The organism is Dietzia sp. IBK-p2-15D (assembly GCF_057773105.1).
Window position 1 is genome coordinate 22,168 of record NZ_JBYMTK010000014.1, and the last position, 25,272, is coordinate 47,439.

26 protein-coding genes are annotated in these 25,272 nt (G+C 67.0%); 22 read left to right on the top strand and 4 right to left on the bottom strand.

Features of this window, described 5'->3' with window-relative positions; genetic code table 11:
• Positions 1-23: 23 nt before the first annotated feature.
• Positions 24-1,244, bottom strand: a complete 1,221-nt coding sequence (locus tag AC3DEV_RS15400; RefSeq protein ID WP_488372646.1) for an NAD(P)/FAD-dependent oxidoreductase — start codon at positions 1,242-1,244, stop codon at positions 24-26.
• Positions 1,237-1,425 carry a ferredoxin gene (locus AC3DEV_RS15405; RefSeq protein WP_488372647.1) on the bottom strand — a complete coding sequence of 63 codons (189 nt, stop codon included), beginning with the start codon at positions 1,423-1,425 and terminating at the stop codon, positions 1,237-1,239. Before AC3DEV_RS15405 ends, AC3DEV_RS15400 begins: the two co-directional genes overlap by 8 nt.
• Before the next feature lie 206 nt (positions 1,426-1,631).
• Between AC3DEV_RS15405 and AC3DEV_RS15410 the strand changes: the two genes are divergently transcribed.
• The 14 genes from AC3DEV_RS15410 (at position 1,632) to AC3DEV_RS15475 (ending at position 15,568) form a co-directional block, all read left to right on the top strand.
• The gene (locus AC3DEV_RS15410; protein ID WP_488372648.1) at positions 1,632-2,849 is read left to right on the top strand and encodes an acetyl-CoA C-acetyltransferase; all 1,218 of its coding nucleotides are present in this window, start codon (positions 1,632-1,634) and stop codon (positions 2,847-2,849) included.
• Positions 2,850-2,860: 11 nt separating this feature from the next.
• Positions 2,861-3,652, top strand: a complete 792-nt coding sequence (locus AC3DEV_RS15415) for an enoyl-CoA hydratase/isomerase family protein (RefSeq protein ID WP_488372649.1) — start codon at positions 2,861-2,863, stop codon at positions 3,650-3,652.
• Positions 3,649-5,223: a class I adenylate-forming enzyme family protein gene (locus AC3DEV_RS15420; protein WP_488372650.1), complete on the top strand. Its 1,575-nt coding sequence runs from the start codon at positions 3,649-3,651 to the stop codon at positions 5,221-5,223. Before AC3DEV_RS15415 ends, AC3DEV_RS15420 begins: the two co-directional genes overlap by 4 nt.
• Positions 5,224-5,226: 3 nt before the next feature.
• Positions 5,227-6,339, top strand: a complete 1,113-nt coding sequence (locus tag AC3DEV_RS15425; RefSeq protein ID WP_488372651.1) for an Rv3169 family protein — start codon at positions 5,227-5,229, stop codon at positions 6,337-6,339.
• Positions 6,336-7,370, top strand: a complete 1,035-nt coding sequence (locus AC3DEV_RS15430) for a phosphotransferase family protein (RefSeq protein ID WP_488372652.1) — start codon at positions 6,336-6,338, stop codon at positions 7,368-7,370. Before AC3DEV_RS15425 ends, AC3DEV_RS15430 begins: the two co-directional genes overlap by 4 nt.
• Positions 7,370-7,786, top strand: a complete 417-nt coding sequence (locus AC3DEV_RS15435; protein ID WP_488372653.1) for a hypothetical protein — start codon at positions 7,370-7,372, stop codon at positions 7,784-7,786. Before AC3DEV_RS15430 ends, AC3DEV_RS15435 begins: the two co-directional genes overlap by 1 nt.
• A gap of 96 nt (positions 7,787-7,882) precedes the next feature.
• Positions 7,883-9,127 carry an acyl-CoA dehydrogenase family protein gene (locus AC3DEV_RS15440; RefSeq protein ID WP_488372654.1) on the top strand — a complete coding sequence of 415 codons (1,245 nt, stop codon included), beginning with the start codon at positions 7,883-7,885 and terminating at the stop codon, positions 9,125-9,127.
• Positions 9,127-10,047 carry an SDR family oxidoreductase gene (locus AC3DEV_RS15445; protein WP_488372655.1) on the top strand — a complete coding sequence of 307 codons (921 nt, stop codon included), beginning with the start codon at positions 9,127-9,129 and terminating at the stop codon, positions 10,045-10,047. The genes AC3DEV_RS15440 and AC3DEV_RS15445 overlap by 1 nt, the downstream gene beginning before the upstream one ends.
• A complete protein-coding gene (locus AC3DEV_RS15450; RefSeq protein WP_488372656.1) occupies positions 10,044-11,252 on the top strand; it encodes an FAS1-like dehydratase domain-containing protein in 1,209 nt (402 codons plus the stop codon). Before AC3DEV_RS15445 ends, AC3DEV_RS15450 begins: the two co-directional genes overlap by 4 nt.
• Positions 11,249-12,367 carry an acyl-CoA dehydrogenase family protein gene (locus AC3DEV_RS15455; RefSeq protein WP_488372657.1) on the top strand — a complete coding sequence of 373 codons (1,119 nt, stop codon included), beginning with the start codon at positions 11,249-11,251 and terminating at the stop codon, positions 12,365-12,367. The genes AC3DEV_RS15450 and AC3DEV_RS15455 overlap by 4 nt, the downstream gene beginning before the upstream one ends.
• Positions 12,364-13,137, top strand: coding sequence for an enoyl-CoA hydratase/isomerase family protein (locus tag AC3DEV_RS15460; RefSeq protein ID WP_488372658.1), 774 nt, complete (start codon positions 12,364-12,366; stop codon positions 13,135-13,137). Before AC3DEV_RS15455 ends, AC3DEV_RS15460 begins: the two co-directional genes overlap by 4 nt.
• Positions 13,138-13,153: 16 nt before the next feature.
• Entirely contained in the window at positions 13,154-13,540 is a 387-nt protein-coding gene (locus tag AC3DEV_RS15465; protein WP_488372659.1) for a nuclear transport factor 2 family protein, read from the top strand.
• 11 nt (positions 13,541-13,551) lie between these two features.
• Entirely contained in the window at positions 13,552-14,403 is an 852-nt protein-coding gene (locus AC3DEV_RS15470) for a TIGR03619 family F420-dependent LLM class oxidoreductase (protein WP_488372660.1), read from the top strand.
• Between the two features lie 55 nt (positions 14,404-14,458).
• On the top strand, positions 14,459-15,568 hold the full coding sequence (locus AC3DEV_RS15475; protein WP_488372661.1) for a Gfo/Idh/MocA family protein: 1,110 nt from the start codon (positions 14,459-14,461) through the stop codon (positions 15,566-15,568).
• 19 nt (positions 15,569-15,587) lie between these two features.
• On the opposite strand, the gene AC3DEV_RS15480 is transcribed toward AC3DEV_RS15475, so the two are convergent.
• Together AC3DEV_RS15480 and AC3DEV_RS15485 are read right to left on the bottom strand one after the other, a co-directional pair.
• On the bottom strand, positions 15,588-16,682 hold the full coding sequence (locus tag AC3DEV_RS15480; protein WP_488372662.1) for an Rv3169 family protein: 1,095 nt from the start codon (positions 16,680-16,682) through the stop codon (positions 15,588-15,590).
• A 3-nt stretch (positions 16,683-16,685) separates the two neighbouring features.
• Positions 16,686-17,975 (bottom strand): phosphotransferase family protein, encoded by a 1,290-nt coding sequence (locus AC3DEV_RS15485; protein ID WP_488372663.1) that lies wholly within the window; start codon positions 17,973-17,975, stop codon positions 16,686-16,688.
• A gap of 139 nt (positions 17,976-18,114) precedes the next feature.
• Between AC3DEV_RS15485 and AC3DEV_RS15490 the strand changes: the two genes are divergently transcribed.
• From AC3DEV_RS15490 to AC3DEV_RS15525, 8 genes are all read left to right on the top strand, one after another.
• On the top strand, positions 18,115-18,678 hold the full coding sequence (locus tag AC3DEV_RS15490; protein WP_488372664.1) for a histidine phosphatase family protein: 564 nt from the start codon (positions 18,115-18,117) through the stop codon (positions 18,676-18,678).
• Positions 18,679-18,753: 75 nt separating this feature from the next.
• On the top strand, positions 18,754-19,371 hold the full coding sequence (locus AC3DEV_RS15495) for a histidine phosphatase family protein (RefSeq protein ID WP_488372665.1): 618 nt from the start codon (positions 18,754-18,756) through the stop codon (positions 19,369-19,371).
• Positions 19,368-20,795: an FAD-dependent oxidoreductase gene (locus AC3DEV_RS15500; protein ID WP_488372666.1), complete on the top strand. Its 1,428-nt coding sequence runs from the start codon at positions 19,368-19,370 to the stop codon at positions 20,793-20,795. The genes AC3DEV_RS15495 and AC3DEV_RS15500 overlap by 4 nt, the downstream gene beginning before the upstream one ends.
• Positions 20,796-20,800: 5 nt before the next feature.
• Positions 20,801-21,424, top strand: a complete 624-nt coding sequence (locus tag AC3DEV_RS15505; RefSeq protein ID WP_488372668.1) for a nuclear transport factor 2 family protein — start codon at positions 20,801-20,803, stop codon at positions 21,422-21,424.
• 13 nt (positions 21,425-21,437) lie between these two features.
• Positions 21,438-22,439: a thiamine pyrophosphate-dependent dehydrogenase E1 component subunit alpha gene (locus tag AC3DEV_RS15510; RefSeq protein WP_488372669.1), complete on the top strand. Its 1,002-nt coding sequence runs from the start codon at positions 21,438-21,440 to the stop codon at positions 22,437-22,439.
• The gene (locus AC3DEV_RS15515; protein ID WP_488372670.1) at positions 22,432-23,406 is read left to right on the top strand and encodes an alpha-ketoacid dehydrogenase subunit beta; all 975 of its coding nucleotides are present in this window, start codon (positions 22,432-22,434) and stop codon (positions 23,404-23,406) included. Before AC3DEV_RS15510 ends, AC3DEV_RS15515 begins: the two co-directional genes overlap by 8 nt.
• The gene (locus AC3DEV_RS15520) at positions 23,400-24,173 is read left to right on the top strand and encodes a tyrosine-protein phosphatase (RefSeq protein ID WP_488372671.1); all 774 of its coding nucleotides are present in this window, start codon (positions 23,400-23,402) and stop codon (positions 24,171-24,173) included. The genes AC3DEV_RS15515 and AC3DEV_RS15520 overlap by 7 nt, the downstream gene beginning before the upstream one ends.
• A gap of 276 nt (positions 24,174-24,449) precedes the next feature.
• Positions 24,450-24,812 (top strand): SDR family oxidoreductase, encoded by a 363-nt coding sequence (locus AC3DEV_RS15525; protein WP_488372702.1) that lies wholly within the window; start codon positions 24,450-24,452, stop codon positions 24,810-24,812.
• The last annotated feature ends 460 nt before the right edge of the window (positions 24,813-25,272 follow it).

The window sequence follows — 25,272 nt, forward strand, 5'->3', positions numbered from 1 at the left end:
GGCCGGTCCACCCGGAGTCGTTACTACGTGACCGTTGCCGAGCCCACACGACCACGGGCGAAGTCCACGGCCTCCGACCAGCTGGTCCGCTCGGCGAGGAGGCGGCGAAGTTTGTTCGTCTCGCCGGGTAGGCCGACCGTGAGCGCACCCCAGAGCGCATCTCCCTTGCGGTAGAGCGCGACGAAAGTGAAGCCTTTGGGGGCGCCGATGACCATGCTGTCATCACCGTCCGTGCGGCCCACCATCTGGATCTTGACGCCGTACCACTCGGACCAGAAATAGGGGATCGCAGAGTAGGGGACCGTATCCCGGGGACTGAGTACCGTGCGCGCCGCATGGGCGCCCTGCTCCGAGGCCGTGGTCCAGTGCTCCAACCGCGAGCGGATGCCCCACCGTGGGTCCACCCAACTGCAGACGTCACCGGCGGCGGCCACCTCGGGCCGGCCGATGGAGAGGTCCGGGGCACAGAGGAGGCCGTTGCCCAGGGGGAGTGCGGCGCCCAGCCATTCGATGTTGGGTTGCGCTCCGATGCCGACCACGATGAGGTCCGCGGTCAACTCTGAACCGTCGCCGAGCGCCAGGGTGGCCCCGTTTCCCGATTCGACGACACCGGCCACCCCGGTTTCCAGCCGGAGGTCGGTACCGTGCCGATCGTGGAGAGTGCCCAACAACGCGCCGACGGACGGGCCCACCGCATGGGACAGGGGGGCTGGAGCGGCCTCGAGAACGGTGACCGCGATACCGCGCGATCTGGCCGTCGACGCGATCTCGGCTCCGATGAAGCCGGCCCCGACAACCGCCACGGACCGCGCCTCGGATAGAGCAGCGCGCAGTCGGACAGCGTCGTGGTCGTCGCGCACCGTGTGCACTCTGGTCATGTGCTGTGTTCCCGGGAGGTGGCGAGCCCTGCTCCCGGTCGCGATCACCAGCGCGTCGAAGGCAAGGTCTCCGCTGTCGGTGGCCACTACGCGCGACTCGATGTCCAGGCCGGTGGCACTGACGCCGAGGTGCAAGGTCGTCTGCGGATCCTCGGTCAGGCGCGCGGCTGTCTTGAAGGGCGGCACCTCGGCGGGGGCCGTGGCGGACAGCACGGCCTTGGTCAGCTGGGGTCGGTCGTAGGGGAGCCGCGGCTCCCCTCCCACCAGGGCGATCTCGCCGTCGAAGCCTGACTTCCGCGCTGCTTCGACAGCCCTCAGGCCGGCAAGGGAGCCACCCACGACGACCAGGCGCCGTGGGTCAGTCACCGATCTCGATCGCCTCGGTCGGGCAGTCGTCTGCCGCCTGACGGACGGCCTGCTCGAGTTCGGGCGGAACGATGTCGATGAGAACCTTGGCCACGCCCTCGGGCGTGACCTCGAAGACGTCGGGAGCGGTCGCCTCACAGATGCCGCAGCCCTGACAGTCGGAGCTGATCGAAACTCGCACGGTTCCTCCTTGATGGTGTGCGTGACCGTAGCAGCAGAGCCACTAAATGTCCATAGCTAAATAGTCGCAGAATGGACCAAATGAAGCGTCGTGCCGACCTGTCGGCGACCCCGCCGATGCGCTATGGTCAAGTCGTAGACAATCGCGTTAACGACTAAATCGGATGCATCGGTTACCGGGGTGCATCGGCCATGGAGAGGTGCGACATGCGCGAGGCCTGGATCATCGACGGAACCCGCAGCCCACGAGGCAAGGGCAAGGCCACGGGAGGCCTGCACGGAGTGCACCCGCAGGAACTGCTCGGCGGTGTCCTCCGGGCGCTGGCGGAACGGAATCAGGTCGACCTCGCCCGGGTCGACGACGTCGTGATGGGCAACGGTGAACACGGCGGCGAGCACGCCAACGACATCGCCCGATCAGCGCTGCTGACCGCGGGATGGCCGGTGACGGTACCGGGACTCACCCTCAACCGCTTCTGCGGAGGCGGGCAGCAGGCGATCACGGTCGCGGCCATGGGCGTGCTCTCCGGGTGGCAGGACCTCGTGGTCGCGGGTGGTGTCGAATCGATGTCACGGCACTCCTACGGGATGCCGCTCGACGCCGGCAACCCCAGGCTTCGTGAGCGGTATCCCCTGGTTCCACAGGGCATCTCGGCGGATCTGATCGCCAGCCTCGAGGGTTTCGACCGCAGCGCGGTGGACTCCTTCGCGGTGCGGAGCCAGGAGAAGACGGCCGTGGCCGTAGCCGAGGGCCGTTTCGCCAGGTCGATCGTGCCCGTCGTCGGTGACGACGGCTCGGTCCTGCTCGACGAGGACGAGCACCCCCGAGCGGGGACCACCCTCGAGTCGCTGGCCACGCTGCCGCCGTCGTTCGAACGGTCCGGCGTCAAACCCCGCGAGGGCGGGATGTCCTACGACGACATGGCGCGGGCCACCTACCCCGATGTCGGGGCGATCGACCACGTCCACCATGCCGGGAACTCCTCCGGCGTCGTCGACGGAGCCGCCGCGGTGATGGTGGCCTCCAGCGACTTCGCCCGGGCCCGGGGGCTGACGCCGCGCGCACGCATCGTCTCCACGGCGACCGCGGGAGCCGAACCGGTCATCATGCTCACCGCGCCGGGGCCGGCTGCGGAGATCGCTCTGCGCAAGGCTGGGATGTCCGTGGGCGACGTCGACCTCTGGGAGATCAACGAAGCCTTCGCCGCGGTCCCGATGAAGGTGATGCGAGACCTCGACATCGAGGAGGACAGGGTGAACGTGAACGGCGGGGCGATCGCACTCGGGCATCCGATCGGCGCCACCGGTGCGATGCTGATCCAGACCGTCCTCGACGAACTCGAGCGTCGGGATCTCATCACCGGTCTGGTGACGATGTGCACCGGCGGCGGAATGGGCACCGCCACGATCATCGAGAGAATCTGAGGAGCGATCGGATGACCCACTACGAGAGCGTGCTCGTCGAGCGCACCGGCTTCGTCGCCGAGTTGCGCCTCAACCGCCCCGACATCCTCAACGCGTTCGACGACCAGCTGATCAACGAAATGCCCGAGGTGCTGATAGATCTCGCCCGGGACCCGGAGGTGCGTGCGGTCGTCCTCACCTCCACGGGGAGACATTTCTCGGCTGGGGGAGACATGGACACGATCGTGGCGGGTCACGAGAACCTCGACATTCTGATGCGCGGCGTGGACGACGGCCGCCGGCTGTTCCGCGCCTTCACCGACTTTCCCAAGCCGATCGTCGTCGCGGTCCAGGGCAGTTGCTTCGGCGTCGCGACGAGTCTGGTCCTCTCGGCGGACGCGGTGGTGACCACGCCGAACGCGACGCTGTCGGACCCGCACGTGCACGTCGGGCTCGTGGCCGGAGACGGTGGAGTGGTCGCATGGCCCCTCAGCGCCGGCCTGGCCAGGGCCAGGCGGCAGCTGCTCTGGGGCGAACCGATCAGCGGCGCGCAGGCGCACGAGTACGGCCTGGTCTCCGACCTGGCGGACGACGACGAATCCGCGCGCGCCACGGCCTTCGCGCTCGCCGAGAGGGTGGCGGCGTTGCCGCCGGTCGCCGTGCAGCTGACCAAGCGCAGCCTCAACCGGGTGGTCGCCTCCCGCACCCACGACGTCCTCGACACGAGCTTCTATCTGGAAGCACTGAGCAACAGGAGCGCCGACGCCCTCGAGGCGGTCACCGCGTTCCGCGAGAAGCGGGAGGGCCGATGGACCGGCGCGTGAACGAGAGACTGTGGGGGGACAGCGTCGTCGAGGGCGAGTACGCCGGGCACCCGGGGTTGCTCTACGACCCCTCTCCGGGATCGATCGTGGCGATGCTCGAGCACACCGGGCGATGGGCGGGGCGCGACTACCTCGTGCAGGGAGACCGGCGGATCCGCCATGACGAGTTCGTCCGGGCCCTACCCGCCGCCGCGAGGCTCCTGGCCGAACAGGGCGTGTTGCAGGGCGACCGCGTGATGCTGCTGTCGTACAACTCCCCCCACTTCGTCCTCGCGACCTGGGCGGCATGGTGGTTGGGTGCGGTTCCGGTCTACGCGAACCGCTGGTGGAGCGATCGCGAGCTCGATCACGGCCTGTCACTCACCGCGCCCGCGGTCGTGCTCACCGACGACGCCGACCTCGTGGCCACAGGCCGGGGTGTCGATATCGCGGTGCTCGCGCCCGCACTCGAGCAGGACGGCGGCCCCCCGCCGGCTCCGACCGCCGACCTCGACTCCGCGGCGCTGATCCTCTTCACCTCGGGCAGCTCCGGGGCTCCGAAAGCGGTAGAGCTCTCGCACCGGTCCGTCATCGTCAACCAACACAATCTCCTCGCCCGCTCACGGCGCCTTCCGCACCAATTGGAGGACGCCGCCCCGCAGCCGGTCACTCTCGTGGCAACGCCCCTGTTCCACATCGGGGGAGTGTCGAACATCCTCACCAACCTGATCATCGGTGGCCGACTGGTTCTCACGCCGGGTCGGTTCGATGCCGGCGGGATCCTCGAACTGATCCAGCGCGAGAAGGTGCAGAGCTGGGGCGGCGTGCCCACGATGGCGATCCGGGTCCTCGAACACCCGGAGTTCGACAGCTTCGACCTGTCATCGCTGCGCTCCTTCCCTCTGGGCGGTGCCCCGCTTCCGGCGACGCTGTTGGAGAGGATGAGCGAGAAACTGCCCCAGCTGACGAAGCGGGGGCTCGCCAACACCTGGGGGATGACGGAGTCCGGCGGATTCGTCACCGTCGCCGGCAACGCCGACCTGGAGCGCCACCCCGGCACGGTCGGACGTCCCTACCCGGTCGTCGAGCTGCGCATCAGCAGCCCGGATGAGAACGGGTCCGGGGAGATCCTCGTGCGATCCCCCACGGTCATGCGTGGCTACCTCGGGATGGACGACGGGACGGTCACCGACGACGGCTGGCTGCACACCGGCGACCTGGGTCACCTGAACGACGAGGGATATCTCTTCCTGGACGGCCGGAGCAAGGACATCGTCATCCGAGGGGGGGAGAACATCGCCGCAGCTCACGTCGAGAAGGCGCTGCTCGCCCACCCCGGCGTCGTGGAGGCCGCCGTCTTCGGCGTCCCGCACGAGGATCTCGGCGAGGAACTCGCTGCTGCGGTCGTGCACCGCACCGGTTCGCCGGTGTCCGAGACGGACCTGGTCGAGCACTGCCGGAACACTCTCGCGTACTTCGAGGTGCCCACACTCTGGGCCATCGACCATCAGCCCCTGCCCACTCTGGCGGGGGAGAAGATCAACAAGAAGGCCATCCGCGAGGGGTTCCTCGCCAGCCGTGAGGGAGTCTGAACGATGCATCTGAGTGCTGCCGACGAGTTCTTCACCCATCAGACCTCGCTACCCCATTCCATGGTCGCCACGAGCGATCCGTCGTGGCGTGAGCGGTACTGGGTGAGTTTCCAAGACGCGGGTACCGGCCACACGGTCCTGACGCTGGGCCTGGGGAAGTATCCCAACCAGGACGTGTTCGAGGCCTTCGTGGCCTTCTCGCACAAGGGCGAGCAGACCAACCTGCGCCTGTCGCGAACGCTCCTCCCGGATGCCACCATGGGTGTCGGTCCCCTGTCGGTCGAGATCGTCGAACCGCTCCGCGAGCTGCGGTTCCGACTTGGCGAGAACGAGTCGGGCATCACCTTCGACGTGACATTCGAGGCGACCATGGACCCGCTGCTCGAGGGGCGGTTCTTCCAGGTCAGTCGCGCGCGCACGACGTACGACGCCATCCGATACGTGCAGCACGGCCGGGGTCGGGGGACCATCACGACCGCCGAGGGCACCCTGGAACTGACCCCGGACACCTGGTGGGCCGAACGGGATCACTCCTGGGGGACCCGGCCGCTCCCACGGGCCGAGGGGCAGCCGCCCGGCAGCCGGCCCGAGTGGAAGATGCTGTTGTTCGCGCCGCTGCAGTTGCCGGATTTCGCTCTCCACGTCTACCTCCAGGAGTCCGCTCCGGGCCAGCCTGTGCATCTCAGCGCGGGGATGGTCGGGCCGGTCGGCTCCGACAAGGAGTTCCCCCCGATAGTCGGCGTCCAGCACGACCTGGTGTGGGACGAGAACGCCGCGGCTCCCACCCTGGTGGGAGGGACCCTCGTCCTCACCCTCCTCGGTGGTGAGCGGATCGAACTCGGGATCGAGGCGCTCCCGGGCCGCGCACATCTCCGAGGAGGTGGGTACGAGGGGTGGAACGGCTGGAAACAGGGGATGTGGCGTGGTGACGACACGAGCGAGACCGACACGTGGGACCTCGAGGACACATCGCAGTTCTATCGGTACGCCAAGGCCGGTAGCGACCACTTCGTCAAGGTCACCCACGGACAGGACATCGGGTACGGAGTCATCGAATACATGGTGCTGCCCGGGTACGGTCGGTACGACGAGGCGATCCCGCCGAGGCGAGCATGAGCCCTCTGCGCACGACGCTGCGGGAGTACATCGCGAAGCAGGTGCCGGACCGCTCGGGACTCGACGTCACAGAGCCGCGCCGACTCGGCGGAGGGAGCTCTCAGGAGAACTGGGCCTTCGACCTCGTGTGGGTCGGCCCTGACGGTTCACGCGAGAGTGCGCCGATGCTCCTGCGTCGGGAACCCGGGTCGGGCGTCGTCGACACCGAACGGGACACCGAATTCACCCTGATCCACACACTGGCGGGGACCGACGTGCCCGTCCCGGCCGTCTACTGGACCGACGACGGCGCGGTGTTCGGCCGGCCCGCGATGATCGTGGAGCGCCGGCGGGGCAGAGCGGATCGGGCAGTGCTGCGCGACAAGGACCCCCTGGGGCTGGGACCGGACTCCCGTCTCAGGCTGGCGGCGGGGATGGCTGACCTTCTCGCATCCGTGCACCGCGTGGACGTGGCGGACCTCGGCCTGGACTCGGTGCTCCCGGACCCCGGAGCCGACCCGGCGTGCGCCGAACTGGAGCGCTGGGTGGCGGAGCTCGACCGAGCCGAGCGGGAACCGCAGCCGGCGCTCCGGCTCACCGCGCGCTGGCTTCGGGACCACCTTCCCGCCCCGCCCGAGCGACTGTCTCTGGTGCACGGCGACTTCCGGCCGGCCAACGTCCTGGTCCACGACGGGGAGATCGAAGTACTCCTCGACTGGGAACTCGCCCATCTCGGTGATCCGGTCGACGACCTCGGCTGGTACACCTGCTCGGTCTACCGGGGCGAACATTTTCTCCCCGGGCAGTGGGACACCGGTGACTTCGTCGATCGCTATCGCTCGGCAACCGGTGTCGCCGAGGTGGACCCGGCCCGCCTCCACTTCTGGCAGGTGATGTCGACGTTCCGTCTGGCGGTGATGGCCCTGACCGGGATAGCCGCGTTCCTGGACGGCAAGACGGACCGGCCCGCCGGCCCCGCCGACCGGGTGGTCCGCCAGGCTCTGGCGGACACCCGGATGACCGGCACGACCCGAGACAGGACGGTGCCCTGATGAAACCGATCCCCTCCGATGTGATCGCCGGCGTGCGGCAGATCCTCAAGGAGACGATCGAGCCCGAACTCCAGTCCGAGCACGCGCGGTCCAGACTCCAGGAGATCAGGGCGGTCCTCGCCCAGGTCGACTGGGACGACGCGGCGTTCGTGTTGACCGAGCGGAACCGGGTGTTGTTCGATGCGCTCCAGCGGATCGCGCGCTGGCGGGAGGGAACTCCCGCCCGTGCCGCCCGGGTCCCGGAATTCGACCTGCCCGCGTGTTCGGACGGCCGGCTGTCCCAGCAGCAGCTGCACCACGAGGCACTGACCGCGGTCGCGGTCTCGCTGGTCGATCCGTTGTTCGACTGGGTGCATGCGAATCCCCACGACGAGTCGGGGATCGCGGTATGGGACGGGTTGGTCGACGCGGTCTGATCCTCGGAAGCGGACGGGATCAGAGGTGGCGCGAAGACCGGCCATGAAGTACTCTAGGATAAAATAGTCGTAAACTAGAGTAATTAGGAGGTGGCCATGTCGTCACGAGGCGCATCGCTGGACGAGTTCCTCGAGGGTGCTCGCCGATTCCTGGACCAACACTCCGTGACCGTCACGGACGCCCGGGGCGAGGACGACGGCGACCGGGATCGCATCGCACTCTTCTCCGGCTCGAGCGAGTCCGAGGTGCAGGCCGCCGTCGACTATCAGCGCGCGCTGTTCGATGCGGGCTACGGATGGATCAGCGGCCCGGAGTCGGACGGAGGTGGCGGTCATCCGGTCGCCTTCGAGAAGGCGTTCGCCACTCTCCAGCGCGGATACTCGATCCCGTCCAAGGCCCCGCTGTCCGTGAGTCTGGGGATGGTGGCCCCGACTCTGGCGCAGTTCGGCGGTCCGACCACCAAGAAGCGCTGGCTGGACGCACTGTGGCGCGCCGACGCGATCGGGTGCCAGCTGTTCAGCGAACCGGTCGCAGGATCGGACCTGGCCGCCGTGCAGACCAGGGCTGTCCGCGACGGTGACGAGTGGGTGATCAACGGGCAGAAGGTCTGGACCTCGGGAGCGCACTACTCCGATGTCGGAATCGCCATGACCCGTACCTCCGACGGACCGAGGCACCGCAACATCACCGTGTTCGCCATCGACATGCACGCGCCGGGGGTCGACGTCCGCCCACTGCGTCAGATGACCGGCGGCGCCGATTTCAACGAGGTCTTCCTCACCGACGTCCGGGTCCCGGACAGCGATCGACTGGGAGAGGTCGACGGTGGCTGGAAGGTCGCCATGGGCATGCTCATGCATGAGCGCGGCGCCATCGGCGGGTCCTCGTCGGGTGGCAGCGGCATCTTCAAGATGGATGAACTGGCCCGATGGCTGCGCGACATCGACCGGGCCGATGACCCGGCTGTCGCCCAGGCCTTCGCGAAGGTCTACTGCGGGGTCAGTGCTGCCAAGGCCATGCGCGCCCGCGCAGACGCGAACCTCAAGCACAACGGGGTTCCCGGGCCGGAGATGTCGCTGGGCAAGCTCGCGCTGACCGCCAATCTGACCAGGCTCAGCGGCCTGGTCCGGCTCGCCCTGGGGCCCCGGATCCTCGCGGACACCGGTGCTGAGCGGACCTACGCCTGGTCGGAGTTCGTGCTGGGCGTTCCCGGCATGCGCATCGGTGGCGGGACCGACGAGATCCACCGCAACACGATCGCCGAGCGTGTGCTCGGCCTCCCCAAGGAGCCCTCGGCGCGAGCCGTGGGATCCCACACCAACGCAGAGAAGGAAGCCTGATGGGACACCTCGAAGGAAAGACTGTCATCGTTACCGGCGCCGGTCGCGGCATCGGTCGGGAGCACGCACTCCTGTTCGCCCGAGAGGGTGCGAACGTCGTCGTCAACGACCTGGGTGGAGCCGAGGACGGCAGTGGGGCCGCGGCCGGCCCCGCCGAGCAGGTGGCCCAGGAGATCCGTGACGCCGGTGGTAACGCGGTCGCCAACGGCGACGACGTAGCCGACGAGAAGGGTTCGGAGAGGATCGTCGCACAGGCGATCGAGACGTACGGCGACCTGCACGGGCTGGTCAACAACGCCGGGATCCTCCGCGACCGGGTCCTGGTGAACATCTCGCCAGAGGACTGGGACCTCGTCGTCAACGTCAACCTGCGTGGCACCTTCCTCATGACCAAGGCGGCGGGAAACTACTGGCGCGCGCAGAGCAAGGCCGGACACGAGGTCTCCGGATCCGTGGTCAACACATCGAGCGAGTCCGGTGTATTCGGCAACCCGGGCCAGGCCAACTACGCCGCGGCCAAGGCCGGCATCGCCTCGCTCACCCAGGTCTCATCGAAGGAGCTGCAGCGCTACGGCGTCCGCGCCAACGCGATCCTGCCGCAGGCTCGGACGCGTCTCACGGAGGGTGCGTTCGGCGATGCACTCGCGGCGAAGGAAGGGCAGTTCGACCGGTGGGATCCCGCGAACGTCTCGCCCTTCGTCGCCTACCTCGTCTCGTCCCTGTCGGACCTGACCGGCGAGGTCTTCCTGGTCGGCGGCTCCCGGGTCCAGCGCGTCAAGCCCTGGGAGAAGGACCCCGAGTGGAAACTCCTGACCGACGGTCGCTGGAGCCTGGACGCGCTCGACAAGGCGGTCACGGACGCAGGATCGCCGTCCGGCGGGAACACCTGGACCGCCAACCCGAGCGGCGGCACCAAGTGACCGCCGTCGAGCAGGACCGCGACTCCGGAGCGTTAATGCCCGAGGCGGTGATCGATGACGAGATGATCGCGTCGATGCAGGCCAAGGCCGGTGTTGACCTGCGCATCGACCACTCGGTGAACAACGAGGAGGCGACACGCATCGCGGTGACCAAGTTCGCCGGCGGTATCGGGGACATCAACCCGCTGTGGACCGACGCCGCCAGGGGGACCGCCTCCGACTTCGGGGGCCCCGTTGCACCTCCGTCGTTCGTGATCGGTTGCTTCTCCGGCATCCAGTTTGGCTGGCCGGGTCTGGGAGCCTTCCACAACGCCACCCAGGCGCGGTTCTTCACGCCGGTCTACTGGGGTGACAAGATCACCGCGACCTGTAGATACGAGGGCTTCACCGGACCCAAACCCAGCAACTTCGCAGGCCAGACGGTGACCGACCACTTCCTCAACACGTACACCAACCAGCACGGCGACGTGGTCGCCGAGATCAACTGGCAGGTGATGAACTTCGAGCGGGCCTCCGCCCGGGGTCGCACCAAGGACAAGCGCGAGACCAAGAAGGACGAACTCGTCTTGCCCCACCCGTGGACCATCGAGGAGATCGAGGAGGTCGAGGCCCGGGTCCTGGCCGAGAAACCCCGGGGCGGAGAGCCCCGCTACTGGGAGGACGTCCGGGTGGGTGACGCCGTCGACCACCTCACCAAGGGGCCCATCGGTCTGACGGACGAGGTGGCGTTCATCGCCGGCGGCGGTACGCCGATCCCCCGGCTCAAGGCCCACGCGGCGTCGTTGGCGGACTACGCGGACCACCCTGCGTGGACCTTCCGGGATCCGGTCCTCGGTTCCTCCGAGCCGATCTATGCGGTGCACTACAACCAGGCCGCCGCGAACGCGATGGGTGTGGCGTTCCAATACGACGTCGGCTTCCAGCGCCAGTGCTGGCAGACCCAGGTGCTCACCCACTGGATGGGCGACGACGGGTGGATCGTCGACTGCGACGCCCAGTACCGGGGTTTCGTATACCTCTCCGACGTCGTCGAACTCGGGGGGGAGGTCCTGGAGAAGATCGTCCTGGACTCCGGAGAACACGCCGTCAAGGTCAGGACCTACGCCCGCAACCAGCGCGGTGGCGACGTGATGCCCGGCCACGCCACCATCGCGCTCCCGACCAAGTCGGGGGTTTCGCCGGCCGCCGCCAGGGCCCGGTCATGACGGCCACCTCGACGGAGGACCGCGCCGCGCTCGCGGAAGCGGTGCGGTCCGCAGCCGCCAGGTCCGACGTGAGGCACTTCCTCTCGGACGACGACGGCCCGACCACCGACACGTCCCTGTGGACGGCTCTCGTCGAACAGATCGGGATCACCGGGTTGCTGGTCCCGGAAGATCTCGGCGGCGCCGGCGCCGGGGTCTCGGAGGCGGTCACCGTTCTCGGGGAACTGGCCGCGCAGCTCTCGCCGGTGCCGGCGCTGGCCAGTCTCGGCATGGCCGGTGCCGTGCTCTCGGCAGCAGGAGAAGGGGAGACGGCCGACGAACTGCGGGGTCGTCTGGCCGATGGCACTCCGGCGACCGTCGCGTGGCCGAATCCGGGCACCTGTGATCTGAGTCCGGTTCTGCGGGTCGAGGACGGGCGCGTGCACGGAGATGCCTCGTTCGTCCTGGACGGGATGGTTGCCGAGGTGATCCTCGCTCCGGCCCGAGGTCCCGAAGGAGTGGTGCTGGTGGCGGTGGACGCGGGCGGCGAGGGCGTACGCCGGTCACCGATGTCCGCGATGGACCTGACCCGGGGGCTCACCTCGGTCGTGTTCGACGGAGCTCCGGCGACGGTCCTCACACGTCCGGCGGAGGTGGCGCACTCCCTCGAGTCAGGATTCGACATCGCGCTCACCTGTCTCGCTGCGGAACAGGTGGCGATCGCGTCCCGGTGCCACGCGGACGCGGTCGCGTGGGCTCGTGAGCGCGTCCAGTTCGACCGGGTGATCGGTTCCTTCCAAGCGATCAAGCACACGCTGGTCGACCTTCTCCAGGATCTGGAGCTGGCCAGGTCGTCTCTCGACGTGGCGGTAGCCGCATCGGATGCGTATCTCGATGCCCCGGATGTGGAGAGTGCCAGGGCCTTGCGTGTGGCCGCGAGCGCGGCCAAGGCCATGTGTGGCGACGCGGCTACCCGGCTCACCGACGAGACCCTCCACGTGTTCGGCGGTATCGGATTCACCTGGGAACACGACGCCCATCTCTACTTCCGTCGTGCCCGCACACTCGAGTTGCTGCTCGGCTCTCCCGACGAACACCGCGCGCGGCTCTCCGCGACGCTGGGGGTGGGGTCATGAGCGGCGAACCAACTGTGCTTGTGGATAACGTCGACGGGGTCGTCACTTTGACGCTCAACCGCCCGGACCGCAAGAACGGCCTTAACAAGGCCATGCTCGACGAGGCCGTCCGGGCACTGGAGCAGATCTGGGACGACCCTGCCAGCCGGGTGGTTGTCCTCACCGGTGCTGGTGACGCTTTCTGCTCGGGCATGGATCTCTCCGAGCCGATCCTCCCGGACGAACTCACGTTCATGCGCCGCGCCGGCCACCTGTGTTCCCTGATCCACGACCTCCCCCTGCCGGTGGTCTCGCGCGTGCAGGGGGGCGCGGTCGGGTTCGGGGCGAACCTCGCGCTGTGTGCCGATCTGGTCGTGGCCGGCGAGTCGGCCGTGTTCGGTGAGATCTTCGCCGACCGCGGTCTCAGCGTGGATGGAGGCGGTTCGTGGACCCTGCCGCGCCTGGTCGGCCTGGGCAGGGCCAAGGAGATCCTCTTCCTGGCCGGGCGACTGTCCGGTCGGGAGGCCGGTGACCTGGGGTTGGTCAACAAGTGCGTTGCCGACGACGACCTGGATGATGTCGTGGCGGACTGGGCGGGGCGACTTGCGGACGGGCCCAGGCGTGCGCTCTCGGTGATCAAATCCCAGCTGAACCAGTCCTTCGAGTCGTCGTTCGCCACGTCCGTCGAGTCGGAGGCGATGGGACAGGCCCTGGCGTTCCGCTCGAAGGAGTCGAGGGAGGGCGTGAAGGCGTTCTTCGAGAAACGCGACCCGGATTTTCGATCCTGCTGAGCGATGGAAGGCAACCGTGCTACCCGAGATCATCGAAGAGTTCTTGGTCGGAGTAGAGGCGCTCGACGCCGCTCGTGTGGCACGCTGCTTCACCGAGGACGGGACCTATCACTTCCTGGTGCCCCAGCCGCCGGTTCAGGGACGCGCGGCCATCGAGGCGGCCTTCTCGCGCGTGCTCGGCGAGGTGAGCAGGATCAGATGGGACGTGGTCACCACCGGAGTGTCCGAGAACCGTGTCTACCTCGAACGCATCGACCGCTTCTGGTACGGCGAGCACGAGGCCGCGATGCAGTGCCTCGGGGTGGTGGAACTGCGCGGGGAGCACATCGAATCGGTCCGCGACTACGCGGATCATGAGACCTGGACCCGCTTGAAGACGCAGGCCCTCGGCGGAAACCCCTGAGGTCGCCGGCGATGTGGAGGGGTAACCCAGCATTCGGGATCTCACTGTTGCGGGCCAGGCCGGACGCGTGGCCCGAGATCGTGCAGGCTGCGGAGGAGCTCGGTTTCGAATCGGTCTGGATCTCCGATCACCTGGTCATGCCGCTTGCCCTGGATCGGGATTCGTATCCGGACGGCGAGCTGCCCATCGATCCGGCCACACCGATGTACGACGTCATGGTGCGTCTGGCCGACTTCGCCGCGGTGACGACGACCCTCCGGTTGGGCACCTACGTCTATCAGGCCGCCCTGCGACCCCCGCTGGTCGTGGCGAGAGCGCTGGCGACGCTGGACATCGTTTCCGGTGGTCGCGTCGAGTGGGGGGTCGGCACCGGCTGGTCTCGTGCCGAGTGGGACGCGGCCGGTGTCCCGTGGGATCGTCGGGGAGTGAGGCTGGACGAGACCCTCGACGTCGTTCGCGGCCTCTTCACCCAGCCGTCGTTCGCCCACAGCGGCGAGTTCTATGAGTTCCCGGAGGTGGCGTTCGAACCCAAGCCGGCCCAGCGGCCGGGCCCGCCGGTACTCATCGGCGGTGAGTCGGGAGCCGCGCTGCGCAGAGCGGTCGCCCGGGGCGACGGATGGATCGGGATGCACCATTCCCCGGAGTCCGCGCGGGAGCCGCTGACCCGATTGGCGGCGGAGCGCGAGCGGGTGGACCGCACGCGGCCACTGGGCACCACAGTTGCCGCCCACCCCGGAGAGGTGGACGTTGACGGGTGGCGCCGGAGCGGTGTCGATCGGGTGATCGTCGCTCCCTGGCGCACCACCAGGGACGCTGTGGACGGAATGCGGCGGTTCTCCGAGCGCCATTTCAGGCAGAAGTGAACGAGCCCGCTCGGCTTCTGTTGATCGTGGACCACATCGAATTGAGGAGATCGAGATGAACGACAAGCGATTCGGAGTCGGAGTGGTCGGGTTGGACCCGGGGCGGAGCTGGGGCGCGATCGCGCACGTTCCCGCCCTGCGGGCGCTTTCAGACCGATTCGACCTGCTGGGCGTGGCCAACTCGAGTCTGCAGAGCTCGCGAAAAGCCGCTGAGGCGATGGATATTCCGCGTGCGTATGCAAGCTATGACGAGATGCTGGCTGATCCGGATATCGATGTCGTGAGTGTCACCGTTAAGATCCCCGCGCACTTCGACCTGGTTCGCGGCGCGATCGACGCGGGCAAGAACGTCTATTGCGAATGGGCGCTGGGAAAGAACCTGGCGGAGACGCGTCAGCTCGCCGAACTGGCGACGGAGAGGGGAGTTGTCGGGGTGATCGGCACCCAGGCCCTCTACGCTCCGGAGGTCGAGCACGCGCGTCGTCTGATCAACGAAGGCTTCATCGGTGAGGTCCTCTCCTCCACCCTCGTGGGAAGCGGGGGTTCCTGGGGCCGTGAGATGAGTCAGGCCAACGCCTACACGGCCGACGTGGCGAACGGAGCGACCCTTCTGACCATTCCGTTCGGACACACGATCGCCGCGGTGCAGTCCGTGCTCGGTGACATCACGGAGGTGTCAGCGCTCCTGGAGAATCGCCGCCGGTCGACGCGGGTGACGGAATCGCAGCAGGAGATACCGATGACGGCCCCCGACCAGCTCCTGCTGAACGGGCGTGTCGGAAGCGGGGCGTGTCTCGCGGTGCACTATCGCGGGGGGCAGTCGCGGGGGACCGATCTCCTGTGGGAGATCAACGGCACTGAAGGGGATCTCCAGATCACGGGTCCGACGGGACACCTGCAGTTGGCGTCGCTCACGTTGAGGGGGGCGAACGGGGCCCAGAAGGAGCTTGAGGTGATCGATGTTCCACGAGCCCCGATCACGGGGCCTGAGGCCTCGCTGCGGAGTGAGAATGTCGCGCAGGTCTATTCGCGTCTGGCCGACGATCTCAGAGACGGAACGCGATCCGCTCCGACATTCGACGACGGCGTGAGGCTGCATTCCCTACTCGCGGCCATCGAGAAGTCGGCGGCCACTGGAACCCGAGTTCAGGTCGACACGATCTGAGTGTCGACCTGAACTGCAGTCACGCGCCCCGCTGTGCCATGTCGCCGCTGCGGGGCATGATCGGGATGTGCGCCCACCCTGCGTCGCCGTCGACGGTGATCCGTGCGAGCTGCTCCCGGTGACCCGGGGCGATCGTCTCGCCGTCGGCGATCACCTGGGTGACGTCGGGCAGGTCGTACACGTCGTATTCCGTCACCGAACCCCGTCGGGCGCCGAACCCGAGGCCGTCGCGGAACCCGCGGTTGTATCCGCCGCCCTTGCTCGCCCAGGGCCGCGCGGTGTGGGGATCGGCGACCACGTGGACCGTCGTGCCGTCGCCCAGTGCCAGGTCGAACTCAGCGTGGGACCAGGCCTGTGTTCCGTCGACGTAGGAGATGTCGCTGGTCAGGTCGACGATCGTGGCCTCGCGGCCGTCGTGCCAGTGAAGGCGGCCATCGAGGTAGCGAGGGGTCCCGTCGGCGTACTCGCGGCTGTGGAAGAGTCCGTAGCCCTTCTCCGTGGAGAAGCTGCACCAGATGGTGAAGCTCGGGGATCGCCGGAACATCTCCCGTGGCTCGAGGCCACCCACGTCGACACGGGTTCCCCAGGAATGGTCGCGGTCGCCCCACCAGTCGTTCACCTCGATTCTGGCGCCGTTGATCTCCAGCCACCCGTTCCACCGGCCGACCTGGTCGTACCTCTGTTGCTCTTGGATGACTCGAGTGCCGGACATCTCGCGGTGCTTGGCCTCGAGGTGGGGTAGTGCCTCGGTGGTGAACTCGAGTTCCGCGGTGATCGGGCCCTCCGTACTGCGGAGTGCGAGCCGACGGAAGGGGGTGTGCACGGTGACGCCGTACCCGCGCAGCTGCGCGCTGTGGGGCTGGGTGTCGAGGCCGTCGTCGAGGGGAGCGGCCACGCGCAGGTTGTACTGCTTGTCTCCGACGAGGACGTTGAGGAAGGCGTCCCGGGTGCCCATGTTGGGGTAGCGGCCGGTACCGGAGAAGAAGGCGTATTCGCCGTCCGGGGACAGGCCACTGAACCAGTAGCGGTCGAAGAACCTGTGGTCGCTGGTCCCGGTGACGGCGAAAGGCTCGGGGATCTGGTGGTGGAGGGTTTCGTCCAATGAGGTCAGCATGTGTCAGTCCTTGGTGTCGTCGCCCACGCGGAGGGCCGCGCGCGCCAGGAATCGGGGGGTCAGGAGCAACCCGGCCACGGCGTCCGCCAACTGGCTCGGGTCCGCCAAGAACTTGTCCCGTACCCGGTACGACGAGACCGCCCGCCAGAGGTCCTGCCAGACCGTGAAGTAGTGCACGTCCCCAGTCGACGGCGGTGGCCCGCCGGCCTCCAGGTAGCCGGAGAGGAAAGTCTCCCATCCGCCGACCTGGTCTAGACTCGGCTTGAGGTAGGCGAGATCTTCCGCCGGGTTGCCGAGGTGGGCGCGCTCCCAGTCGAGCAGACCCGAGAGCCGGCCGTCCGCGAACAGGATGTTGTGTAGTCCGAAGTCGCCGTGGACCAGAACCTGGGACTCCGAATCGGTCGGAACGTGCTGCTCGAGCCAGTCGAGCACGAATGTAAAGATCGGCCGGAAGGCGTCGTCTCCCCGTGCCCAGATCGCCTCGACGACATCTCGTCGCTCACCGACCGCGGCCAGGTGGTCCTGACGAGTGCGAAGTGGCGGGAGGGGGGCGGCCCCGACCGACGCGACGTCGAGCGAATGCAGATGCCCCATCGTCACGCCGAGGTCACGGACAGCGGCGTCCGTCGGGCGTTCGGTCCATCCCCACACGTTTCCGAGCAGGCGACCCGGGAGGCCGGTGGCCGCGAAGGCCGGGGTCCCCAGACAGTCGTCGAGGTACCAGAGTGGACGCGGCGCCGGAACGTCTGCGGACGCCACGACGGAGACGATATCGTACTCGAGTCGCAGCCCGTCGGCCCGGCGGCCCGGAGAGACCTTGCGGATCACCACGTCCGTCTCGTGGTGGCCCTCGTCGACCACCGTGGCCCGAATCGTCTCCTTGGAGAATCCCCCGGAGATCCGCCGAAGATCCCTGACTCCGTCCACGCGCAGTTCAGGAGCGCCGCGCCGGAAAGCGGCGATCAGGTCCTCCTCCGACAGGCTCGGCGGGGAGGCCGACTCGAAGGACGCGCTGTCGTCCCCGTCCAGCACGTCGAGTGACCCGGTCTCATCAACTGCGCCGTGGGTCGCCTGTGGGCCCAGTTCGAGTGTGACCAGGCTCCCGACGTCGGTGGGCGAGAAGTCGCGGCGACGGTCAGCCAGAGCGTCGTCGAGCGTGGCACGTTCCACGAGGAGCTCCGCCACCCGTAGGAGGTTTCTCGCCGCAGCCGCCGGTTCTTCTTCCGTGCGCAACAGGGTGAACTCGTTGCCGATGATCGCGACTACTCGCGTCGCGACGAACTGGCGTGCCATTGTGCGCCTCCACTGCTCGGGAACGAGACCGTCGTTGTCGACGGTAACGCGAAACGGTCAGATAGTCGAGTGGTAAACTATTCATGTAGAGAGTTCATTGCTATGCTCGGTCGGGCTCGACCACGGAAAGGGGCAGCTCGTGATTCTCACGTTGATGCGACACGGTGAACCCGCCCGTCCCGGCTCCGGGAGTGAGAGCTTCGATCCGCCGCTGAGTGCAGCCGGTCGGGAGTCCCTCTCCGGTTCGCGTGCGCTCCTCGATGCCGACGGTTACGACGCGGTGTGGACATCGCCCATGGCTCGTGCGCGGCAGACCGCTGAGATCGTCGCGCCGGGGGCGGACCTCGTGATGGACGACGGCCTCGCGGAGTTCGACCGCGGCAGCAGGTATCTGCACTGGGAAGACGGCCGGGAGGCATACGCCCGCTACCTCGACGGCGATCTCAGTGCGTGGGGGACGACCCTCGATGAGTTCCGGCGACGTATCGGATCCGTGGTGGAGCGGATGCGGGTCTCGGCCGGTGGCGGGCGGATCGTGGCCGTCACCCACGGTGGAGTGATCAACAACTTCTTCGCCGTGCTGGTGGGTTCGCCGAAGGTGGCCCTGCTGCAACCGGAATACGGCTCGGTGAATCGGTTCCTGTACCGCGAGGGCGAGGGGTGGACGCCCCTCGAGTTGAATGCGACGGCCGGCCGCCATTAAGTTGGTCTTGCAATAGTTCAGTTATAGAGTAAATTCAGTCAAAGTACGCACTGCTCGAGCTGGGAGGACACTGACGTGGAACTGGCACTGGTACGGCACGCTGAGCCCTCCAGGTCGGCGACCGCGGCCGAACGCCAGGACCCCGGGCTCAGCGCCGTCGGCATCCGACAGGCGGAGGCGGTCGCACGAAGACTGGCGTGTGAGGAGTGGGACGCGCTCTACAGTTCGCCGCAGCGGAGAGCGATGGAGACCGCCACAGTCATCGGTGCTGCCGTCGGATGTAACCCCACCAGCGACGACGGACTCGCCGAGTTCGATTTCGGGAAGCCCTACGTTCACATCGAGGACCTACTCGAGCCCGGGAACAGTCAGATGGAGGCTTTTCGGCGCGAGGACTTCTCCGCGTACGGGACAGACGCCGACACCATTCGGCGCACCGCGGTGACCACGCTGGAGGCGATCATCGCCGAGCATCGGGGACAACGCGTCGTGGTGGTGAGCCATGGAGCGGTCATCAACGCCTTCATCGGCTCCTTCATCCACGCCGACAGGCTCGTCTTCCACCACCCGGACTACACCGGGGTCTCGATCGTGAGGGCCAGCAGTAGCGGTCACCGGGAGCTCGCCCGACTCAATGACTCGACCCATCTGCGCCTGCCCGTGGCGGCGCTGACCAGCAAGGAGCTGACATGAGCAAGCCCGACTTTGACGTGATCGTCATCGGATCCGGCCTGGGGGGACTCTCCGCAGCTCTCACTGCCTCGGAGAATGGTTGCGAGAACATTCTGGTCGTCGAGTCGGAGAGCGTCCTCGGAGGCTCGACGCGGCTGTGCGGTGGTGTCGTCATGGGCAGCCGCAGCAGACTCGCCCGTGCGGCCGGGATCGAGGACGCCGAGGACGACATGTTCAAGGAATACATGGCGATCAACGTCTGGGATGTCTCGACGGGGCCGGTCGAGCGGTGGGCCGCGCGCAGCGGTGAGACCATCGACTGGCTCGAGGGCCACGGTGTCCCGTTCTACGACCGGCTCATCTTCAGTGGCGACGACAGGCGTCCCCGTGGCCACTGCGTCGACGGCGGCGGGCAGGCGATCATCGACGCGCTCGTCCCCAGATGTCGGGCGGCCGGAATCGAGTTCGCACTCGGCAACCGGGTCGACGAGTTGGTCCGTGAGGACGGGCGGGTCACCGGGGTCAAGGCGGGTGGCGAGGTGCTCACGGCCGATGCGGTGATCGTGGCGACCGGCGGATTCGGCGCGTCCCCCGAGTACATGGCCGAGCACTATCCCATCGCCTGGGTGCCCGGGGAGACCTTCTACATCGGTGCCGACGGTGCCCGCGGGGATCACCTCCGGTTCGCGGACCAGGTCGGCGCACAGGTGACGGGCGAGAACCGCGGACTACGCATGCTCAATCCCGGGGTGGACACGTTGCATGAGGCGTTCCTGCCCGGCTGGGTCGTCCTCGTGGACGGCGAGGGACAGCGATTCTGCGACGAGACGTCGCCGTACGGGATCCTGGACAGCCTGCTCAAGGCTCGCGACAACGTGGCGTACGTCGTCTTCGATGACGCGGCGCTCCGCCCGCCGTCCGAGCTCGCCGAGAGGTACGGCGACGCCTACAAGCAGATTTGGCCCAATCACGCCAAGTTCAAGCCCAAGCACTACAACGCGGACGTCATCGAGCAGTACAAGAACCATGATCGCGTGCACATCGCCGACTCGCTGGAGGAGTTGGCCGACTCGGCCGGCGTCCCGCGCGACGACTTCGTCGGGTCGATCATCAGGTACAACTCGTTGGTCGAGGCGGGGAGTGATTCCGACTTCTCCAAGCCCGACAGGTTCCTCAACCCCATCTCGACCGCACCGTTCTATGCGGTCGAGGTGCGCCCGACCGCGGTCGCGCACACGGGCTACGGACTGCGGATCGACGACCACGCGCGCGTGGTCGGCGTGGACGGCCGCCTGGTGGAAGGGCTCTACGCCGCGGGGGAGTGCACGGGTGGGATCACCGGCCCGACGTATTCGGGATCCGGCAGCTCGCTGGCCAGCGCGGCCGGATTCGGCCGTATCGCCGGTGAGGCTGCCGCCTCGGCGATCGTCGCGGAGAGGGTCTGATCCGCATGTTGTTCGAGCCGAAGACCCAGCCCGGTAACCGAGACGATCTGCTCCAGCTGGTCTACGACCGGCAACAGGTGATCGAGGTGCTGCACCGCTATGCCCGGGGCATCGACCGGTGTGATGCAGAGCTGCTCAAGTCGGTCTACCACCATGACGCCACCGATGCCCACGGTTCCTTCGACGGTGACGCACATCAGTTCGTCGACTTCATGATTCCCCGACTCAAGGCCCAGACCAGCTACGGCATCCACCACGTCACCAACGAGTTGGTCGAGATCGACGGCGACAGGGCGATAGCGGAGTCCTGTATGTTCGGCTACCACCGGGTGCCGGGCGGTCGAAAGTCCGTCGAGGCCTTCTTCGGCGCCGACTACGCAGACCGGGTGGAGGCGGACGGCAAGCTCGAGGCCGAGCAGGAGTACTTCACTGGCGGTCGCTACCTCGACAAGCTGACCCGGCGCGACGGGATCTGGCGGATCTGGCGGCGGAAGATCACGGTTGAGTGGAACTCGTGCCAGCCGTCCACGATGCTGCTCACAGGGGGGCGCGCCAACTATGACATCCCGGGCGCACGGGACCTGACCGATCCCAGCTATTCACTGGCCTTTGGGAACTTCGACGAATGAGTGGGAGCCGGACATGACAGAACCAGAACCGTCGCGCGAAGCGCTCAAGCGGATGTATCACCTCATGCTGACCACGGCCATGGCGGATCAGAAGTCGGTGGCCGAGACCAAGGCCCGTCGTCTGGCCGCGGCGTTCTACCCGGTGCGCGGGATGGAGGCGGTGTGCGCGGCGATGGGCGAGGTGCTCGAGCCGACGGACCGCATGATCTCCACCTACCGCAACCTGGGAGACGCGCTCGCCAAGGGAGTGCCACTCCGGAACATCATGGCCGAGCTCTACGGTCGCACCACTGGAACGTCACGCGGCAAGGGCGGAACCATGCACCTCCAGGACCAGTCCGTGGGGTTCACGGCGACGACCGGTGTGGTCGGTTCCGGGATGCCGATCGCGGCCGGGCTGGCGATGGCGGCCCAGATGGACGGAAAGGGTTCTGCGACCATCACCACGTTCGGAGACGGTGCGACATCGATCGGGTCTTTCCATGAGTCGATGAACTTCGCGGCGTTGTGGAAGCTTCCCCTCGTCTTCGTCTGCCAGAACAACCAGTGGGGCGAGCACACGCCCGTCGCCAAGTACACAGCAGCCGGCGACTTCTCCGCCAGGGCGGCGTCCTACGGGATGCCTTCCGAGAAGATCGACGGATTCGACCCACTCGCCAGCCTGGCAGCCCTCCAGCGGGCCGTGGACAGGGCTCGCCGCGACGAGGGGCCGACCTTCCTCGAGTTCGTGCACTACCGCCTCACAGGGCACACCGGTACCGCCGACTTCAGCTACGTGCCGGAGGATGAACTCGCAGAGGCGATGAAGCGTGATCCCGCACCCACGTTCCGTCGGTGGTTGCTCGACAACGACAAGTTCGCGGAGAACGAATTGATCGAGATCGAAACCGAGGTCGAGGCGTATGTCGAGGATGCTTTCGCCTACGCCGAGTCCGGACCGATGCCCGACCCTGAGGAGCTGTATACGGACGTGTTCGCCGACCCCAGCTTCGTGAGGAGACTGAGCGATGTCTGAGAGTCGCATGACGATGGCGAAGGCCATCAACTCGGCGTTTCACTGCGCCATGGAAGAGGACGACAAGGTCGTACTCCTCGGAGAGGACGTGGAGGAGCCGATCGGCGGTGTGTTCAAGACGAGTGTGGGACTGTCCACACGGTTCGGCACACAGCGGGTTCGTTCCACCCCGATAGCGGAGAACGGCTTTGCGGGCGCCGCTGTCGGCCTGGCATTGGGCGGGTACCGCCCGGTGGCGGAGATCATGTTCTTCGACTTCATCACCCTCACCCTTGATCAGGTGCTCAACCACGCCGCGAAGCTGCGATACATGTCGGGTGGCGCCACGCCTGCGCCGATAACGGTCACGACGACTATCGGCACGTCGCACTATGGCGCTCAGCACGCCCAGTCGCTCGAAGCCTGGTTCATGCACACACCTGGCATCAACGTGGTCTTCCCGTCCAACCCCGCCGATGCAAAAGGGCTGCTCCAGTCGTGCCTGCAGTCACCGGACCCGTGCCTGTTCATCCAGCACGCCAAACTACTCTTCGCCGACAGGGAGATGGTGGAGGAGGGCTCCTACACCGTGCCCCTGGGCAAGGCCTCGACAGTGCGCGCGGGTGAGGACATCACCATCGTCACGTACGGCGGGATGGTCCCCCTGGTTCTCGAGGCGGCGGAAGAGCTCGCGGGCTCCGGGATCGAGGCCGAGGTGATCGATCTCCGGAGCCTGGTGCCGCTCGACTTCGAGACCATCTACGACTCGGTCGAACGAACGCGACGCTGCGTCGTCGTCCATGAAGCAACCGAGTTTCTCGGTCCGGGCGCCGAGATCAGTGCGCGAATCCATCAGGATCTGTTCGGTGAGCTCTTGGCCCCGGTCGGCCGCGTCGGCGCAGCGTTCACTCCGGTCCCCTTCTCGTCAGGTCTGAACGGCTACCCGACGGTCGAGCGCGTGGTCAAGAAGGTGCGGGAGCTGTGGTGAACGGATTCACTTCTCGGATCGAATCCGATGAAATGGAGGACGGGAGGCTTCGTAGCGTCCCGAACTTCCGGGATGTGGCGGGCCCCGGATACACGACCCCCGACGGTCCGATGCGACGGGGAGTGCTCTTCCGCTCGAGCAAGTTCCAGACCTCTCCGGAGGACCTGGATCGCATCTCCTCCCTGGGAATCGAAACCATTCACGATCTCCGGAGCCAGAAGGAATATGAGCGCGCCCCGGATAGTGAGATCGCAGGGGCGATCTGGCGGCATGCGTGGGTTCCGGGGCTCAGCGCGGACGACATGACGGTGATCGAGACGGCGAACGACCTTCGTGAGGCGATGATCAACCACTACCGGGGCTTCGTGACAAACTCGACCAAGCGGGAAGGTTTCACCACCCTGCTCATCGGTATCGCAGAGTATCCGGGACCTCAGCTCTTCCACTGTGCCGAAGGGAAGGATCGCACTGGGTGGGCCGCGATGCTGATCCAGCGTCTGGCGGGCGTCGGTGATGCGGACGTGGAGGCGGACTTCCTGCTCACCAACGACCGGATGGACCCGAGGAGCCTGAACGCCGCGCGGGCCTTTTTCGGCGACAAACCCGATGATTTCCTAATGCCGGCAATGGTCGCCGATCTCGCCTATCTTGAGGCCGGGATAGAGCAGATGGAAGCCGATTACGGTGACCTGATCACCTATCTCCGGAATGGTCTCGGCCTCGACGACGAGCATTTGTCATCCCTCCGCGACCGGTTCCGGGCATGATCCACGTATAAGAACGTTCGATTGGGGCTGGACGTGAGACAGCGTTCGCTGCGGGATTGACGACGATGAACCGCCCTTGTCGCCCGGATCGGCTGGATCGACTCAACACCCTGAGCCGGCAGTCGGTTCGCGACCCGGTGGGTTGATGGACGAGATCGAGTTGCGGCCGGACGCGAGGATGGTCGTGTCCAGGGGGGCGCGTACTTCGCCGGTGCCGGGGGCTTCGGCCCTAGTGGTCGGCGGTTCGGCGGGGGTCAGCGCGGTCGCCAGACCGGGCTGGCGGCGTACGCGGCAGTCAATGCCTGGCAGCACGGGATGCTCCGCCCACTGGCTCGGGACCTGGCCGGTGTCGACATCCAGGTCAACGCAGTCGCACCCGGGGGCGTGGATACGGGGGTCTACGACGAGGACGGCCCATTCGAGGAGCTTCACCGAATGGTCGGAAAGGCGGCGATCTATCCTCGCCGAATGGGGACGAGGGCGGACTTCGCTTCACTCACGCTCGAACTCCTCCGGAACGACTATCTCAATGCGACGACCGCCGAACTCGAGGCCGCGAATGGACTACAGAGCGTTCGGCTCGCTTCAACGGCATATGCCAAGTTCAGGCAGAACCTCCCTGCGGGCGTCAGGGTGTAGGTCTTCTCGCCTCGGAGCAGCCCGCGCCCCGCCATCTCGCGGAGTCGCTCGGCCGCCAATTCTACTGGGATCGCGGTAGCCGCGGCCGCGACCCTGACCGAGACCTCGCCCCTGAGGTGGGCAGTTTGAAGGATGATTGTCTGGAACATGGCGTCTACTCCTGCCGCTCGCGAAATCGTAGTGCCGAACGCTACGGCCAGACTACAGGTTAATGAGACGTGCGTCACATTTACTCGACAAGATTCGGTCGCCGTCGACGGGCGGACGACCAGAATGCGCCCGGCGATTGGCGTGTACCTCCCACCGTCTGGAGGCCGAGAGTGGCAACATGGTGGCCCGTCGAACGATCAGTGGAAATTGGGCGGCAGCCATACTGAGACGGTGGGATAGCGACGTATCGTTCTCCAAGTTTGCGAATAAGTTCTCGATCGAGTCCGGGGGGTGGTGATTGTGAGCCGAG

What these genes read in the sequence shown, in the direction of transcription:
- AC3DEV_RS15410 (WP_488372648.1), top strand. Translation starts at nt 1,632, where the DNA reads ATGCGCGAGGCCTGGATCATCGACGGAACCCGCAGCCCACGAGGCAAG.
- AC3DEV_RS15415 (WP_488372649.1), top strand. Translation starts at nt 2,861, where the DNA reads ATGACCCACTACGAGAGCGTGCTCGTCGAGCGCACCGGCTTCGTCGCC.
- AC3DEV_RS15425 (WP_488372651.1), top strand. Translation starts at nt 5,227, where the DNA reads ATGCATCTGAGTGCTGCCGACGAGTTCTTCACCCATCAGACCTCGCTA.
- AC3DEV_RS15430 (WP_488372652.1), top strand. Translation starts at nt 6,336, where the DNA reads ATGAGCCCTCTGCGCACGACGCTGCGGGAGTACATCGCGAAGCAGGTG.
- AC3DEV_RS15435 (WP_488372653.1), top strand. Translation starts at nt 7,370, where the DNA reads ATGAAACCGATCCCCTCCGATGTGATCGCCGGCGTGCGGCAGATCCTC.
- AC3DEV_RS15440 (WP_488372654.1), top strand. Translation starts at nt 7,883, where the DNA reads ATGTCGTCACGAGGCGCATCGCTGGACGAGTTCCTCGAGGGTGCTCGC.
- AC3DEV_RS15445 (WP_488372655.1), top strand. Translation starts at nt 9,127, where the DNA reads ATGGGACACCTCGAAGGAAAGACTGTCATCGTTACCGGCGCCGGTCGC.
- AC3DEV_RS15455 (WP_488372657.1), top strand. Translation starts at nt 11,249, where the DNA reads ATGACGGCCACCTCGACGGAGGACCGCGCCGCGCTCGCGGAAGCGGTG.
- AC3DEV_RS15460 (WP_488372658.1), top strand. Translation starts at nt 12,364, where the DNA reads ATGAGCGGCGAACCAACTGTGCTTGTGGATAACGTCGACGGGGTCGTC.
- AC3DEV_RS15470 (WP_488372660.1), top strand. Translation starts at nt 13,552, where the DNA reads ATGTGGAGGGGTAACCCAGCATTCGGGATCTCACTGTTGCGGGCCAGG.
- AC3DEV_RS15475 (WP_488372661.1), top strand. Translation starts at nt 14,459, where the DNA reads ATGAACGACAAGCGATTCGGAGTCGGAGTGGTCGGGTTGGACCCGGGG.
- AC3DEV_RS15480 (WP_488372662.1), bottom strand. Translation starts at nt 16,682, where the DNA reads ATGCTGACCTCATTGGACGAAACCCTCCACCACCAGATCCCCGAGCCT.
- AC3DEV_RS15485 (WP_488372663.1), bottom strand. Translation starts at nt 17,975, where the DNA reads ATGGCACGCCAGTTCGTCGCGACGCGAGTAGTCGCGATCATCGGCAAC.
- AC3DEV_RS15500 (WP_488372666.1), top strand. Translation starts at nt 19,368, where the DNA reads ATGAGCAAGCCCGACTTTGACGTGATCGTCATCGGATCCGGCCTGGGG.
- AC3DEV_RS15505 (WP_488372668.1), top strand. Translation starts at nt 20,801, where the DNA reads ATGTTGTTCGAGCCGAAGACCCAGCCCGGTAACCGAGACGATCTGCTC.
- AC3DEV_RS15510 (WP_488372669.1), top strand. Translation starts at nt 21,438, where the DNA reads ATGACAGAACCAGAACCGTCGCGCGAAGCGCTCAAGCGGATGTATCAC.
- AC3DEV_RS15515 (WP_488372670.1), top strand. Translation starts at nt 22,432, where the DNA reads ATGTCTGAGAGTCGCATGACGATGGCGAAGGCCATCAACTCGGCGTTT.